Source organism: Rhizobium favelukesii (genome assembly GCF_000577275.2).
Classification (GTDB): Bacteria; Pseudomonadota; Alphaproteobacteria; order Rhizobiales; family Rhizobiaceae; genus Rhizobium; species Rhizobium favelukesii.
The window spans coordinates 1290206-1303191 of record NZ_HG916852.1; the positions used below are offsets into that span (position 1 = coordinate 1290206).

General features: G+C 59.2%; 17 protein-coding genes. 6 read left to right on the forward strand and 11 right to left on the reverse strand.

The genetic code is table 11. The annotated features are described in order from the left end of the window. The first annotated feature begins 53 nt into the window (after positions 1–53). Positions 54–1016 carry a lysylphosphatidylglycerol synthase domain-containing protein gene (locus LPU83_RS44715; RefSeq protein WP_024313729.1) on the forward strand — a complete coding sequence of 321 codons (963 nt, stop codon included), beginning with the start codon at positions 54–56 and terminating at the stop codon, positions 1014–1016. Here the strand turns inward: LPU83_RS44715 and LPU83_RS44720 are convergent. Genes LPU83_RS44720 through LPU83_RS44735 form a run of 4 tightly spaced genes read right to left on the reverse strand, consistent with a single transcriptional unit; the run spans position 984 to position 3325 of the window. Beyond that, positions 984–2228 (reverse strand): RNA polymerase sigma factor, encoded by a 1245-nt coding sequence (locus tag LPU83_RS44720; RefSeq protein ID WP_024313728.1) that lies wholly within the window; start codon positions 2226–2228, stop codon positions 984–986. The genes LPU83_RS44715 and LPU83_RS44720 overlap by 33 nt on opposite strands. A 3-nt stretch (positions 2229–2231) precedes the next feature. After that, complete coding sequence (locus tag LPU83_RS44725) at positions 2232–2591, reverse strand: YciI family protein (protein ID WP_024313727.1); 360 nt, start codon at positions 2589–2591, stop codon at positions 2232–2234. A 4-nt stretch (positions 2592–2595) separates the two neighbouring features. Beyond that, positions 2596–2955, reverse strand: a complete 360-nt coding sequence (locus LPU83_RS44730; protein ID WP_024313726.1) for a YciI family protein — start codon at positions 2953–2955, stop codon at positions 2596–2598. A gap of 10 nt (positions 2956–2965) precedes the next feature. Next, entirely contained in the window at positions 2966–3325 is a 360-nt protein-coding gene (locus LPU83_RS44735; protein WP_024313725.1) for a YciI family protein, read from the reverse strand. Positions 3326–3472: 147 nt separating this feature from the next. On the opposite strand from LPU83_RS44735, the gene LPU83_RS44740 reads away from it, so the two are divergent. Continuing rightward, a complete protein-coding gene (locus LPU83_RS44740; RefSeq protein ID WP_024313724.1) occupies positions 3473–3697 on the forward strand; it encodes a hypothetical protein in 225 nt (74 codons plus the stop codon). A gap of 10 nt (positions 3698–3707) precedes the next feature. Here LPU83_RS44740 and amn read toward each other — a convergent pair whose 3' ends face one another. Together amn and LPU83_RS73005 are read right to left on the reverse strand one after the other, a co-directional pair. Then, a complete protein-coding gene (gene amn, locus LPU83_RS44745) occupies positions 3708–5204 on the reverse strand; it encodes an AMP nucleosidase (RefSeq protein WP_024313723.1) in 1497 nt (498 codons plus the stop codon). A 94-nt stretch (positions 5205–5298) separates the two neighbouring features. After that, a complete protein-coding gene (locus tag LPU83_RS73005; RefSeq protein WP_167546201.1) occupies positions 5299–5475 on the reverse strand; it encodes a hypothetical protein in 177 nt (58 codons plus the stop codon). A 155-nt stretch (positions 5476–5630) separates the two neighbouring features. Here LPU83_RS73005 and LPU83_RS44750 point away from each other — a divergent pair, with 155 nt between their 5' ends. Next, positions 5631–6329, forward strand: a complete 699-nt coding sequence (locus LPU83_RS44750; RefSeq protein ID WP_024313722.1) for a glutathione S-transferase N-terminal domain-containing protein — start codon at positions 5631–5633, stop codon at positions 6327–6329. A gap of 61 nt (positions 6330–6390) precedes the next feature. Here the strand turns inward: LPU83_RS44750 and LPU83_RS44755 are convergent, their stop codons facing one another. Next, positions 6391–6729: a DUF2147 domain-containing protein gene (locus tag LPU83_RS44755; RefSeq protein WP_024313721.1), complete on the reverse strand. Its 339-nt coding sequence runs from the start codon at positions 6727–6729 to the stop codon at positions 6391–6393. A 131-nt stretch (positions 6730–6860) separates the two neighbouring features. Here LPU83_RS44755 and LPU83_RS44760 point away from each other — a divergent pair, with 131 nt between their 5' ends. Beyond that, positions 6861–8243 (forward strand): IS701 family transposase, encoded by a 1383-nt coding sequence (locus LPU83_RS44760; protein ID WP_037068948.1) that lies wholly within the window; start codon positions 6861–6863, stop codon positions 8241–8243. A 440-nt stretch (positions 8244–8683) separates the two neighbouring features. Then, positions 8684–8950 (forward strand): sel1 repeat family protein, encoded by a 267-nt coding sequence (locus LPU83_RS44765; protein ID WP_024313720.1) that lies wholly within the window; start codon positions 8684–8686, stop codon positions 8948–8950. Positions 8951–9086: 136 nt separating this feature from the next. Here the strand turns inward: LPU83_RS44765 and LPU83_RS44770 are convergent, their stop codons facing one another. Further along, complete coding sequence (locus LPU83_RS44770; protein ID WP_024313719.1) at positions 9087–10199, reverse strand: pyridoxal phosphate-dependent aminotransferase; 1113 nt, start codon at positions 10197–10199, stop codon at positions 9087–9089. 94 nt (positions 10200–10293) lie between these two features. Next, positions 10294–10689, reverse strand: coding sequence for a hypothetical protein (locus tag LPU83_RS44775; RefSeq protein ID WP_024313718.1), 396 nt, complete (start codon positions 10687–10689; stop codon positions 10294–10296). A 285-nt stretch (positions 10690–10974) separates the two neighbouring features. Here LPU83_RS44775 and LPU83_RS44780 point away from each other — a divergent pair, with 285 nt between their 5' ends. After that, complete coding sequence (locus LPU83_RS44780; protein WP_024313717.1) at positions 10975–11421, forward strand: baeRF12 domain-containing protein; 447 nt, start codon at positions 10975–10977, stop codon at positions 11419–11421. Positions 11422–11462: 41 nt separating this feature from the next. Here the strand turns inward: LPU83_RS44780 and LPU83_RS44785 are convergent, their stop codons facing one another. Then, entirely contained in the window at positions 11463–12329 is an 867-nt protein-coding gene (locus tag LPU83_RS44785; RefSeq protein ID WP_024313716.1) for a LysR family transcriptional regulator, read from the reverse strand. 299 nt (positions 12330–12628) lie between these two features. Beyond that, a complete protein-coding gene (locus LPU83_RS44790) occupies positions 12629–12961 on the reverse strand; it encodes a hypothetical protein (protein ID WP_024313714.1) in 333 nt (110 codons plus the stop codon). Positions 12962–12986: the final 25 nt, after the last annotated feature.

The following is a 12986-nucleotide window of genomic DNA, read 5'->3' on the forward strand; positions in this document are numbered from 1 at the left end:
AAGGCGCACGGCCACAGGCGGCTTTCGCCGCGATAGTCAGGAAAGCCTACTATATGAAGTTTCCGGTTGATGCCAGCCGACAATCTTGGTTTGTCCGCAATCGGATGACGCTGTTGACGATCGTAATCGTGGCTGTTTATGCGCTTTTCATCCAGTGGTTCTGGGGCTGGCCGGTCATTCTCGGGCAACGGGCTGACGTGGGTGCAATCCCGGTTATTGGCGCCCTGATTTTACTCACTAGCACCTACTTTCTCAGGACCTGGCGCATCTATGACTACTTTCCGCGCGAGACCGCCGGTCGCTTCAAGGTGCTCTTCCGCGTTACGCAGATCCACAACCTCCTGAACATCATGCTGCCGTTTCGAACCGGGGAGACCAGCTTTCCGGTCTTGATGCGTACCGAGTTCGGTATCCCGCTGGCGCGCGGCACGTCTGCGCTCCTCGTTATGCGCCTGCTCGATCTACACGCCTTGCTGGCTGCCGCCGGTATCGGCTTTGCGATCGCGTCACAGTACAAGATCATCGCATGGGTTGTCTGGACGGCTTTCCTGTCACTGCCTGTGGTCGCTTTTGCGCTCAGGCAACCCTTGTTACGGCTTGCCAGCAGGCTTCTACCGGCCAAGGCGCAGAAGCTTGTGGTCGAGATCGAGAGGGGGCTCCCAGTTGATGCAGCCGCCTTCACGCGCGCCTGGGCGATGACTGTCATCAACTGGCTCGTCAAGGTTCTCGTGCTCGCCTGGGCGCTCAACCTCATGGGTGTTTTGCCGATGGCTGCAAGCTTCGGCGGGGCGCTTGGCGGCGAACTCTCCTCGGTGCTTCCGGTGCATGCGCCGGGTGGCGTGGGTACTTATCCGGCCGGCATAGCCGCCGGTGCCATGGCCCTTGGCGCATCGAGCGAAAAGACCGCCCTCGCTGCTTTGGCACAGGCAAGCATCAATGCGCACCTGCTGATCATCGTTTCGGCCCTGACAGGCACGGCAATCTCACTGCCGCTCGGCCGCCGTCGAAAGCTCTGAGATTCGTTTGCTCAGAAATGCTCGCTCCGGCGCCTGCTGGCACAGCCGCAAGGCTGCCTCGTAGGCCGCAATCGCATCTGCCTTCCGCCCCAGCTGCCGCAGAAAATCGGCGCGGGCGGAATGCGCAAGATGGTAGCTCTCCAGTTCTCCCGTCTGCAGGATCGCGTCAACGAGTTGCAATCCCGTTTCTGCTCCCTCCACCATCGCCACTGCGACTGCTCTATTAAGCTCGGCAATCGGCGACGACTGAGCGGAAAGCAAGAGATCGTAGTAACCGACGATGCGCCGCCAGTCCGTTTCCACAGGCGTCTCAGCCCGCGCATGCTCCGCGGCGATGGCTGCCTGTAGCGTGTAGACACCAACCTCACCATTTCGCATGGCGCCGTCGAGGCGTTGAAGGCCTTCGCTAATCTTTTCACGATCCCAAAGCCTGCGATCCTGATCGGCAAGGAGAATGAGACCTCCCTCCGAGCTTCGCCTGGCGACGCGACGCGAGTCCTGCAGAAGTAGCAGGGCAAGCAGTCCCGAGACGTCAGGATGCGGCAGGAGGCGCGCGAGCAGCCGTGTGAGCCGGATCGCTTCCGAGGTCAGATCCGTGCGGATCACCTCGTTGCCGGAAGAGGCGGAATAGCCCTCGTTGAAGACCAGGTAGATGACATGCAGCACCCGGTCGAGCCGCTCCGGCAATTCGTCGCGCTCAGGGACCTCATAGGGAACTTTCGCTGTGCGGATCTTGTTCTTCGCACGCACGATACGTTGTGCCACAGTCGGAGCAGGGACAAGAAACGCGCGAGCGATCTCCTCCGTCGTAAGCCCGCATATCTCCCGGAGCGCCATCGCCATCTGCGCATCAGCCGGTATGACCGGATGGCAGCATGTGAAGATCAGCCGGAGCATGTCGTCTTCGATCAAGTCCACGTCGCCGATCTCCGTTTCGTCGAAAGAGCCGTACAGACTTTCCTCGATGTCCTTCGCAGACATATCGAACCGCGACCGGCGTCTGATGTGATCGATCGCACGAAATCGTCCCGCGGAAACGAGCCAGCCGAAGGGATTGGCCGGAACGCCATCGCGTGGCCATGTCCGCGCGGCCGCGGCAAACGCGTCATGCAGGGCTTCTTCGGCCCTGTCGAAGTCGCCGAGGAGACGGATGAGCGTCGCAAGCACCCGGCGAGATTGCGATCGGTAGATATCCTCGATCAGGCGTTCCAAAACTCACTCCGGTCGTGTCAATATCCGCACCGGGCGGACCTCCACCGCGCCAATTTTGGCGCACGGAATTGCAGCGGCGATTGCCTTCGCCTCATCCATGTCGGAGGCATCGATAACATACACGCCGGCCAGATGCTCCTTCGTCTCGACATAGGGGCCGTCCGTCATACTGAGCTCATTGTTGCGCACTCGCAGGACGACAGCCTTATCAGGCGTCTCGAGAGCGTCGGCATGGATCAGCGTGCGACGATCGCGCAACTCTTCGTCGAAGCTGAAATGAGCGCGAACGACGGCCTCGGTTTCGGCCGCGGTCTGTCGACCGTCAACGTCGGCCGAATTGTAGATCAAGCAAACATAGCGCATCGCATTATCTCCCGTCTTTGATCGAATAGGCCGGGCGTATTTCGACCGAGGCGTACTTCAGTATGGGGAACGTCGAGACAACCGCCTTGGCTTTTTCCATGTCGGCGGCTTCGATCAGCACGAAGCCGCCCAGGTGTTCCTTGATCTCGGCGAAGGGACCGTCGGTTGCCGTGGTGATGCCCTGCCTCACGCGCAGGGTTACCGCCGCCTCGGGAGCTTGCAGCGCAAGCGCGGCCTGCAGGACGCCGCGGTCCCGCCAATGATCGTCGCTTGCGATGCACTCTTGCGTCAGCACATCCCACTCTTCTTGCGGTACGAGCTTGCTCTTCTCGGTGTCGAACCAGATCTGGCAGAGATACTTCATGACGGCTCTCTCAATTGTGGACCCGAATATCGTAGATCGGCCGGACTTCGATCGACCCCAGCTTCGCGAGCGGGATGCCGGCCGCAACGCGAATGGCATCGTTGAGATCTTTCGCGTCGATGAGAATGAAGCCGCCGAGTTGCTCCTTTGTTTCCGCAAAAGGGCCGTCCGTCACCGACATTTCATCGTTGCGAACGCGGACGGTCACGGCATTCTTCGGCGATTGCAGCGCGTGCGCGGTGACCATGTGGCCGCTAGCGATCAGATCATCATCGTAGGCGAGGGACGCCCTGTCGAGGCTCCCTTTCTCCTCATCGGTCATGGCTTCAAGCGTCGCAGGCTCGAACCAGACCTGGCAGAGATATTTCATCGTTCGCTCTCCCTGGTGCCAATAATCATTGGACGATCAGCCTAGGGCGATTTCGACAGGATGCGAGAAAATCTTTTTGCGGAAGTTTGCGTCGAAACGAGGAGGCTGGCTTCGACCAAGTGTCGTCAACAACATGGAGTGACGACGATGAGTCTTTTCGAGATTGTGCTGGCGAACTGCATCCGGGCAAGTCGCCAACGGGACAGGCAGCATCATCGGGTCGATACGGACCTGCCAACGACGCGGGCCATGATCACCCGGCTCGCTGCGGTCGCTGCCCTTTTCGCGATCTCTATCCTAGCGCTGGATACGGCCGGCGAGCGCTATGAGCGTCAGCTCGCCACCAACGCGGTTGCCGCCACACGCCAATAAGGAAAACGGCCTATTGAAAGGCCGTTTCGAAGAAGCTCCTGAGCTTGCGTGAATGCAGCGTTTCCGGCGGCATTGCCGCGAGCTTCTGGATCGCACGGATGCCAATCTGCAGGTGCTGGTTGACCTGCGTCCTGTAGAATGCAGTCGCCATGCCCGGCAGCTTCAATTCGCCATGCAGCGGTTTGTCCGATACGCAGAGCAAAGTGCCGTAGGGTACGCGGAAGCGAAAGCCGTTCGCTGCAATCGTCGCCGACTCCATGTCGAGCGCAATGGCGCGTGCCTGGGACAGGCGTCTGACCGGGCCGCGCTGGTCGCGCAACTCCCAATTCCGGTTGTCGATCGTGCCGACCGTGCCGGTGCGCATGATGCGCTTCAACTCGAAGCCTTCATAGCCGGTGACCTCGGCGACCGCACCCTCCAGCGCTACCTGCACTTCCGCAAGCGCCGGAATCGGCACCCAGACGGGCAGATCGTCGTCCAGGACATGGTCTTCGCGCATATAGGCGTGTGCCAGGACATAATCGCCCAGGCGTTGGCTGTTGCGCAGACCAGCGCAATGGCCGAGCATCAGCCAGGCATGCGGACGAAGCACGGCCACGTGGTCGGTGATCGTCTTGGCGTTGGACGGGCCGACGCCGATGTTGATCATGGTAATACCGGCATGCCCCTTCTTTTTCAGGTGGTAGGCAGGCATTTGCGGCAGGCGTGCAAGCGTAACGTCGGTCTCGGGGTGACTGGAGCCGGCATGCGTGATGATGTTGCCAGGCTCGACGAAGGCAGTATAGCCATCGCCCCCTTCTGCCATCAGCTTGCGTGCCCAGAGGCAGAATTCGTCGATGTAGAACTGGTAGTTCGTAAACAGCACGAAATTCTGGAAGTGCTGCGCGCCGGTTGCCGTGTAGTGCGCAAGACGGGCGAACGAATAGTCGATGCGCTGGGCCGTAAAGGCCGCAAGCGGTGAAGGTTCACCCGGCGGCGGGATGTATTCGCCGTTGGCGATTTCGTCGTCCGTCGTATTCAGGTCCGGCGTGTCGAAGAGATCGCGCATCGGAATGTCCAGGAAGGCTGCGGCTGATGCCTCGACATGCGCGCCCTCTCCGAAAGCAAAATGCAGCGGAATAGGCGTCGTCGATTCAGAGACGACGACCGGCACGTCATGATTTTTCATCAGCAGGCCAAGCTGCTGCTTCAGATAGTGCCGGAAAAGCTGCGGCCGCGTGATCGTCGTCGTGTAGACGCCCGGAGCAGTAACATGGCCGTAGGACAGGCGGGTATCGATGTGGCCGTAACTCGTCGTCTCGATGCTCACCTGCGGATAGAAGGCGCGATAGCGCGATGTGATCGGCGCGCCCTTGGCGAGCCTGGCGAAGCTCTCAATCAGGAAGGTGGTGTTGCGCTCGTAGAGTTCCGTCAGCACGTCGACAGCCTTGACCGGATCGTCAAAGGTTTGCGGAACGAAAGGTGACGGGGACGAAATGTCGAGGGGGGAAGAGATTCGTTTGCTCATGCGCCATTATAGAGTGTTGTTTTTAACAAGCAAACGACGCGTCGGAGGGGATTGCACGGATTTGGGCGCGGCGATGTGCCGCCGCGCCGATGGACTAGCGGCTTGTCCTGCAGAATGGGCTGGTGGCGTCGAAGCAGGTGTAGTTGGCTCCGAAATGAGACTGCGCACCGCCGCCCGCATTGCGGCTGACAACTGCCGAGAAGCTGACGGCGAAGACCGCCGCAAACAGTGTGATGATGGTGAAACGTCTTGCCAAAATGAGCATATCCATGACTCTGCCCCGGTATCGCCTTAGCGTTGAGACAGTTTTGCCACGTTGTGGCTGAACCGGTGCTGAGATCCCGGTTCATCAGGCGTTCAGGAAGCCGGGCAGCTTGAAGCGCGGCGGGCGCTGCTTATCTCTTTAGTCCCGCAAAGGAGATTTTCATGACGGCACCGATTGAGCTTTATTATTGGCCGACGCCAAATGGCTGGAAGATCAGTATCATGCTCGAGGAACTCGGCGTTCCCTACGAGGTCAAGTACATCAATATCGGCCGGGGCGAGCAATTCGCGCCGGAATTCTTAAAGATCGCCCCGAACAACCGCATGCCCGCGATCATCGATCCGGATGGTCCTGGCCGTGAACCGATCTCCGTGTTCGAGTCGGGCGCCATCCTGCAGTATCTCGGCCGCAAATTTGGGAAGTTCTATTCTTCGGACGAGCGCACACGCGTCCAGATCGAGGAGTGGCTTTTCTGGCAGGTGGGCGGATTGGGCCCGATGGCGGGCCAGGCGCATCACTTCCGCGGTTATGCGCCGGAGAAGATCGAATACGGTATCAAGCGCTATACCAATGAAGTAAACCGCCTATACGGCGTGATGAACACGCGGTTGGCAGAGCGCGACTATCTCGCCGGCGACTATTCGATCGCCGACATGGCCTGCATCGGCTGGGTCATTCCTTACGAGAAGCAGGGACAGGACCTCAACGAGTTTCCCAACCTGAAGCGCTGGTTCGAGACGATGATGGGGCGTCCGGCCGTAATCCGTGGCACGGCGATCGGCAAGGAAGAGCGCGAACGCAGCAACCTTGCCGAGGACAAGGAAGCACAGAAGATACTCTTCAATCAGCGCGCCCGCTGACACCGAATGCAGAAAAGCGCCCGGTCGGTTTCCAGGCGCTTCTCTTTCCGGTTCGTTTTTTTTACAGGCGGGTCCAGGTCTGCGATTTGCAGAGCACGTTGAGGACGCACCCCTTCATCTTCAGCGAATTTCCGAGAACGTTGCCCGATCCGCTGTAGGTCTTGTCGTTGGCCGGATCCGTGATCTGGCCGGTATAGGTGACGCCGCTTCCTGCGAGCGTTCCAATCTTCTTGCCGGCATACTTGCCTGACTTCAGCACGATGCAGTAGCTGCCGCCGCACGATGCAATATGGGCCGTATCGCCCGCAGCCGTCTTCCAGTTGCCGACGATCGGCTCGTCTGCAGAGGCTGCCCCGGCGGCAAGCACCAATGCGCCAGCGAGAATAAGTGTGCGGATCATTCGTTCCTCCTAATCTCGACTTTGTACAAAATCGGTGGTGATTTCGGGGGCATCTGAGCAGCCCTGGGTGAATCAATTCGCCGCAGGGTCCCGGCCTTGCGCCATTCGTTTGATCGGATTCGAACGAATGGATGAGCGAACAACATGATTGTAGCCGTGAGCCGGGAGACGCGGTCCCCCACATCCTTCGCAAATGGCTGTCGCCGTTTCGTTTCTGGTTTACCGCGCCAAGCTGGGAGCATCTGCTGGTCCTGGTGATGGGTGCGCTCCTTTCGCCTGGCAAGCGAACGGTGACGGCCTGCCTGCGCATCACCGGACGCGCGGAGGTAAGTAATTTTGCCGCCTATCATCAACTCCTCAACCGAGCCCGCTGGAACCCTCGCACGTTGGCGGCCCGTCTGCTGTCCATCATTGTTGCCCGGCTCGTGCCCGAGGGCCCTGTCGTGATTGGCATGGATGATACAATCGAACGGCGTTGGGGCCAACGCATCGCCGCGCGTGGAATTTATCGTGACCCGGTGCGCTCCAGCCATGGCCACTTTGTCAAAGCCAGCGGCTTGAGATGGTTGAGCTTCATGGTTCTTTCACCTGTCCCATGGGCAAAATGTATTAAAGCCCTGCCGGTGCTGACGATCCTGTGTCCCTCTGAGCGCCATGATCAGAAGAAGGGCCGAAAGCACAAGCTGCTGACTGATTGGGCAAGGCAAGGCGTCTTGCAGCTTTGCCGCTGGCTGCCGGGCCGCGAAATCATCTTTGTCGGCGATAGCAGCTTTGCCGTTCATACACTGGCTGCGGCTCTTCCCGACACGGCCACTCTCATCACGCGGTTGCGTCTGGATGCCAGTCTCTTTGCTCCACCAGATCAACGGCACGAACATACGCTCGGGCGACCGGCGCAAAAAGGCAGGCCATTGCCGAAACTGAAAACGCTCCTCAAAGACGCAAAGACCGAGTGGCAGCGCATCGTCGCATCGTCCTGGTACGGCAAGCAAACCGACAAAACCCTTGATGTCACATCAGGAACCGGCCTCTGGTATCGGCGTGGAACGCCCCCAAGACCAATTCGCTGGGTTCTCGTTCGCGATCCATCAGGCCGTCGTGAACCCCAGGCGTTCATGAGCACCAACGTCAACCTTGAGCCCGCTCAGATCATTGCCTATTTCGTTCGGCGCTGGCAGATCGAGGTCACCTTCGCCGAAACGCGAGCGCATCTTGGCGTGGAAACCCAACGGCAGTGGAACGACAAAGCCATCATGCGCACGACCCCGTCGCTGCTGGCGCTCTACAGCCTCGTCACACTCTGGGCATGCGATCTGCTCGGTCATGGCGTCCTTCCCTATGCCGCCGCCTGGTACAAGAAAACAGAGTTCACCTTCTCCGATGCCATCGGTGCGGTTCGCATGATCCTGTGGGATCAGGATATTTATCGACAGCACCCGCCAGACCCGGACATTCCTGAAACTCAACCAAGCCGCCTCAAGCGGATGACACAAGCACTTTGCTTCGCTGCATAATGTACAAAGTCGAGCTAATGTCCAGGCGCGAAAATATATGACGCGAACGTAAACGTAAATGTATTTTTCGCCATTCGTGGCAACGGTTTTTCGCAATGCAAAAGCTTCGAAATCTTCCACTTCACGCAACTGGTAGTGATTTCGTGGTGAACGGAAGGTTGATTTTCAGATCTTAATATTCCGTAAAATTGTGTCGAAAATCCTTAATCTGCAGGGATCCCGATGTTTAACAAAAATCCAATTTTACCAAGCATTTGCACTTTGTTTGTCTCAAATTAATCATGCATTTTAGGCGTTTTTTGAAAGCCCCTTGGCATAGTGGAGCCATCAAACGAGCGGGGCAAACCCGCCGAACCGAAGGGTTCTAAAGCCGCGATAGACGGCAGGGTCCCAAAGGTAAAACAGGGCAAGTCGACAACAGGCTAAACAGGGATAAACCGATGGCACGCTTTGAAATGCACAATGCTGAAATGGCCACCATGGGTGGCGAGAACAACGCCGACATCTTCTGCGAAATGGGTCTGATGTATGCGACCGGCCGCGGCTGCGCCGTCGATCTGGTCGCCGCTCACAAGTGGCTGAATATCGCGGCGATCAAGGGCAACGACCGCGCCGCGGAGCTTCGCGCCGACGTTGCTGCAAGCATGGACAAGATGCAGCTCGTAGAGGCGCTACGTGCTGCTCGCGAATGGATGACGATCCACTGAGCACCGTCTGCCCGCCAGCGCGGGCGAAACCAATAACAACCTCAAAAGAGGGGTAGGCAGGCGCTTTGGACGGAGCCGATGCAACGAACGGCAGCAACCGCGACCGGCAGGAACAAGGCCGGCGCGGTTCTTTGCATTAACCCAGCGCCTTGAGCACCTGCGGCAATGCTTCCTCGAAAAGCGCCATGTCGGCCTCCGGTCCGACGCTGACGCGGATGCAGCGATTGAGCGGAGCCACACCCGGCATGCGGATGAAGACGCCATACTGCATCAGGCCATCGACGATGGCACGGGCATAGGTGCCGTCGCGTCCGGAATCGATCGCAACGAAATTCGTCGCGGAGGCGAGCGGAAGCAGGTCGTTAGCCTTAGCAATACCGGCGATCCGGTCACGCGCGCCGTGGATATTGGCAACCACCTCGGCGAGATAGGCCTGATCCTTGAGTGCGGCCAGCGCAGCGACCGTTGCCAGCCGGTTCATCCCGAAATGATTGCGGATCTTGTCGAAAGCGCGCGCCGTACCAGGTGTCGAAATGACGTAACCGACCCTGGCGCCGGCGAGGCCGTAGGCTTTCGAGAAGGTGCGCGTGCGCACGATGTTGGGCAGCTCGATCAGTGCGTCGATCGAGGGCAGAGATCCGGCCGGCCCGGTTTCGCTGTAGGCCTCGTCGAGGATGAGCATCGTGGTTTCGGGCAGCGCACGAGCAAATGCGACGATGCTTTCGCCATCCCACCAGCTTCCCATCGGATTGTCCGGATTGGCGAAATAGACCAGAGGCGCGTTCTCGCGCTTGACGGCCTCAAGGAGGCCGTCAAGATCCTCGCGGTCGCTCGCGTAAGGCACGGTGACGAGCCGCCCGCCGAAGCCGGTAACGTGGAAATTGAAGGTTGGATAGCCACCGAGCGATGTCACGACAGGTGCCCCCGGCTCGATCACGAGCCGTACGATCTGGCCGAGCAGTTCGTCGATGCCGCCGCCGATCGCGACAGACCCGATTGCGACGCCGAGATGGTTGGCAAGTGCTTCCCTGAGCACGTAGTTTTCAGGATCGTTGTATTTCCATATCTCGCCAGCCTGCTCACGCATGGCGGCGAGCACCGACGGGGCAGGGCCGAAGCCATTCTCGTTGGCGCCGATGCGCGCCTTGACCTGGAGGCCGCGCTGACGCTCGATCGCTTCTGGGCCGACGAAAGGAACGGTGGAGGGGAGGGCGCTAGCAAGCGGCGTGAAGCGCGAGAAGGCGGACATGCTGGGGCAATTTCCTGGATGCTGTGAAAAATCGGACCGACAATAGGCCCTGCTGCCGCCAAGGCAAGAAACATTATTCCCAGGTCCAGGCGATTTACATGCGCACGGATCCGCGAGCCTCGATAGCTTCCACATTGCCGCTCATGAAGTCGGCGCGAACGACTCGACGCAGAACTTCGGGCTCGATCGTATTGATGAACCGGACGCCGATCCGTTCGTTGTTGCGATAGACTTCGGCGCAACCGATCCGATAGGCAAGGCCAAGAATATTGAGGTAGTAGTGCTTCGGCAGGCCTGCGGTCGATGACACGATAAACGTGGCGCCACCGCGCGAGATATCGACGATCTCCGCACTGCGAATGGAGATACCCGTAAGGCAGGGTCGCACCGCGACGATCCGGGCTGGGCGCCTTACGGTGAATTGTTCCCAACGCGTCTCGTAAACCGCGGATTTCACGGTCGCAAGGTGTGTGGCGCGAAGCATCGACATCCCGCGTGTCTCCCTTGAACCAAGGTGATCTCGGTCCTCTTCGATTGGAGCCTCACACGAATGCTTTGCGCAATTGTCAAAGAAGAAAATACAATTTTAGCGATGCGGCCTTTTTCTGCCCGCACGCAGCCCTTCTGACTATATCCCCTTTACGTGCCGAACGCCGATTGGATCGCCAAGCACCGCGATTGTCGCGAAATGTCATCGAACTCTTTGCCGGCCCGCACGTTTGCCTAATTGTCGGAGACGTCCGGCGCTCCAAAATTGTAAAGCGAGGAAATCACAATGGTTGATGTCAGAGTTCCGTCGAAATCGTGGGTGGTCGTTTGCGATGGTGCCAAGGCATTGATCCTGCGGAACGCAGGCGATGTGGAATTGATGAACCTCAAGGTTGAGGAAATCTTGAGCCAGCCTAATGAACCGGACCGCGAAATAGGCACCGACAAACCGGGTCGAACCCACGCCGCCAATGGCCAGAGCGCTAGTGCTGTGGAGCAAACGGATTGGCACGAGCAGGCCGAAGCCGCGTTTCTGAAGCAGGTTGCCGCAAAGATGGATGAACTGGTGCGCGAAAAGAACGCGCGTCGCATCATTCTGGTTGCGCCGCCAAAGGCACTCGGCACGCTACGCGGCAATCTGACGGCCGATGTTCAGGCTGCGATTTCGGCTGAGGTGCCCAAGGATTATATCAATCTGCCGGTTGACCAGATAGAGCGGCATCTGGCCGCTTGACGCAATATCGTACAAGGTGGGTTTTACCGGTGCTGCGGGTTCTATGCCCCTGGCGCACCCCCTGCGAAAAGCGCCTCGTTTTCAAAAAAGAGCGCTACGAGTCGATCAATGACTGTGCGCACTTCCGGGCGCTGCCGCTCGTCGTCGTGAGCAGTGACCCACATCTCATAAGTCAGTTCATCGATGAGCGGGCCGGCGCGAACGAGGCTCTGATCGGCATCTCCGATGAAGCACGGCAATACCCCGCGTCCGGCACCGCCGCGGATCAGATAAAAGAGCATATGCGGCGTATTCGTCCAGCCTGTGATCCAATAATCCGGTTGCTCGAATGTCCACTTGTCGGCTGGCGTCGTGGCGATGTCGGTGCCGAGTGAAATCCAGTTGCGGTTGCGATCGTCGAAGCTGCGTGCCTGGTAAACGGCGTGTGCAACCGTAACGGATCGGCGGATGGCGACATTGCCGCTGTCGGGGCGGCTATGGCGTATGGCGATGTGCCCCTCGCGATAGGTGAAGTCGACGCCGGCATCGCAAGTCTTGTAGCACATGCGAAAAGCGTCCTTCGGGGTCCAGACGTTGGCAAGGCGGGAAGCGATAAAGCGTGATGTCCAGCTGTCCGCAGCCATTGAGACGATGGGATACGTCAGGACTTCGCCCCGCCAATCCGCAATGGACTGGGCCGCTTCCTGCATCAAGCGCACCCGCTCGAGGAGCGCAACGCCGTCCTTGGCCAGCAAGTATCCTGTCGGGCCGCGGCTGAAGAGCGCGCGTCCCGTCGCACGCTCCAGTGCCAGCATGCGACGGCCGATCGTAGGCGCGCTGAGGCCGGTTTGCGTTGCAGCAGCCGAAAGCCCGCCGCCGGTCGCGACATGAAAGAACAGTTGCAGATCGTCCCAACTCGCATCCTTCATGGATGAAAACCCCCTTTCTCCTGTGCGTCTACATCAAGAGCACCGGACGACTTAGCTCAGTCACTCCAGCAATAGATGGAGGCTGAAGCAATGGATCTCAACTGGGTGGCTCTCTGGAATGCGTTTCAAGATTGTGGTCGGAAAGTTCAAGGGGATCGGTTCGCCGACCCGCTTGAAGGGCTGGAATGGCAGGACCTTCAACTGATCGTTCGGCTCATCGCCTGGCGGGCCGCAAGGCGCAGTGCCGCGAGAAAGGCCGCGCTTTTGCAGGCGAAGTGTGAGAGCGGGCCGGATGGAGGCTACGTTTCGAAGTTCAGCCTCAAGACGTGATGCAGGAATTCCGGATTGATCAACATGTTGAAGCTGATCGTCACAAGGTCGCCCTCGCGCTTGACCACCGTCGAGCCGATCTCGTCATGGATGCCGAGGATCTCGAGGAAGAAGTGGTTCGGGACCTCGAGGTTCGGATTGACCTCCAGCACTGCGCCAGCAAGCGTGATGGTGCGGATCAGGCAGCGGACCTGCGTTCCCGTGCTGAGGTGATGCCCGACGAAGATGATCTTGCCGGGGCGGTCGAGCGCAAATTCCCGGTAAGCCTGCTCGGGCTGCGGGTGCTCTGTGTCGAGGTGCATCTGAAAGGCCATGGTAGCCTCCGCT

Bases quoted from the DNA above. Each gene is read 5' to 3' on its own strand.
- LPU83_RS44715 (WP_024313729.1), top strand. From the start codon at position 54: ATGAAGTTTCCGGTTGATGCCAGCCGACAATCTTGGTTTGTCCGCAAT.
- LPU83_RS44725 (WP_024313727.1), bottom strand. From the start codon at position 2,591: ATGCGCTATGTTTGCTTGATCTACAATTCGGCCGACGTTGACGGTCGA.
- LPU83_RS44730 (WP_024313726.1), bottom strand. From the start codon at position 2,955: ATGAAGTATCTCTGCCAGATCTGGTTCGACACCGAGAAGAGCAAGCTC.
- LPU83_RS44735 (WP_024313725.1), bottom strand. From the start codon at position 3,325: ATGAAATATCTCTGCCAGGTCTGGTTCGAGCCTGCGACGCTTGAAGCC.
- LPU83_RS44740 (WP_024313724.1), top strand. From the start codon at position 3,473: ATGAGTCTTTTCGAGATTGTGCTGGCGAACTGCATCCGGGCAAGTCGC.
- amn (WP_024313723.1), bottom strand. From the start codon at position 5,204: ATGAGCAAACGAATCTCTTCCCCCCTCGACATTTCGTCCCCGTCACCT.
- LPU83_RS73005 (WP_167546201.1), bottom strand. From the start codon at position 5,475: ATGGATATGCTCATTTTGGCAAGACGTTTCACCATCATCACACTGTTT.
- LPU83_RS44750 (WP_024313722.1), top strand. From the start codon at position 5,631: ATGACGGCACCGATTGAGCTTTATTATTGGCCGACGCCAAATGGCTGG.
- LPU83_RS44755 (WP_024313721.1), bottom strand. From the start codon at position 6,729: ATGATCCGCACACTTATTCTCGCTGGCGCATTGGTGCTTGCCGCCGGG.
- LPU83_RS44760 (WP_037068948.1), top strand. From the start codon at position 6,861: ATGAGCGAACAACATGATTGTAGCCGTGAGCCGGGAGACGCGGTCCCC.
- LPU83_RS44765 (WP_024313720.1), top strand. From the start codon at position 8,684: ATGGCACGCTTTGAAATGCACAATGCTGAAATGGCCACCATGGGTGGC.
- LPU83_RS44770 (WP_024313719.1), bottom strand. From the start codon at position 10,199: ATGTCCGCCTTCTCGCGCTTCACGCCGCTTGCTAGCGCCCTCCCCTCC.
- LPU83_RS44775 (WP_024313718.1), bottom strand. From the start codon at position 10,689: ATGTCGATGCTTCGCGCCACACACCTTGCGACCGTGAAATCCGCGGTT.
- LPU83_RS44780 (WP_024313717.1), top strand. From the start codon at position 10,975: ATGGTTGATGTCAGAGTTCCGTCGAAATCGTGGGTGGTCGTTTGCGAT.
- LPU83_RS44785 (WP_024313716.1), bottom strand. From the start codon at position 12,329: ATGAAGGATGCGAGTTGGGACGATCTGCAACTGTTCTTTCATGTCGCG.
- LPU83_RS44790 (WP_024313714.1), bottom strand. From the start codon at position 12,961: ATGCACCTCGACACAGAGCACCCGCAGCCCGAGCAGGCTTACCGGGAA.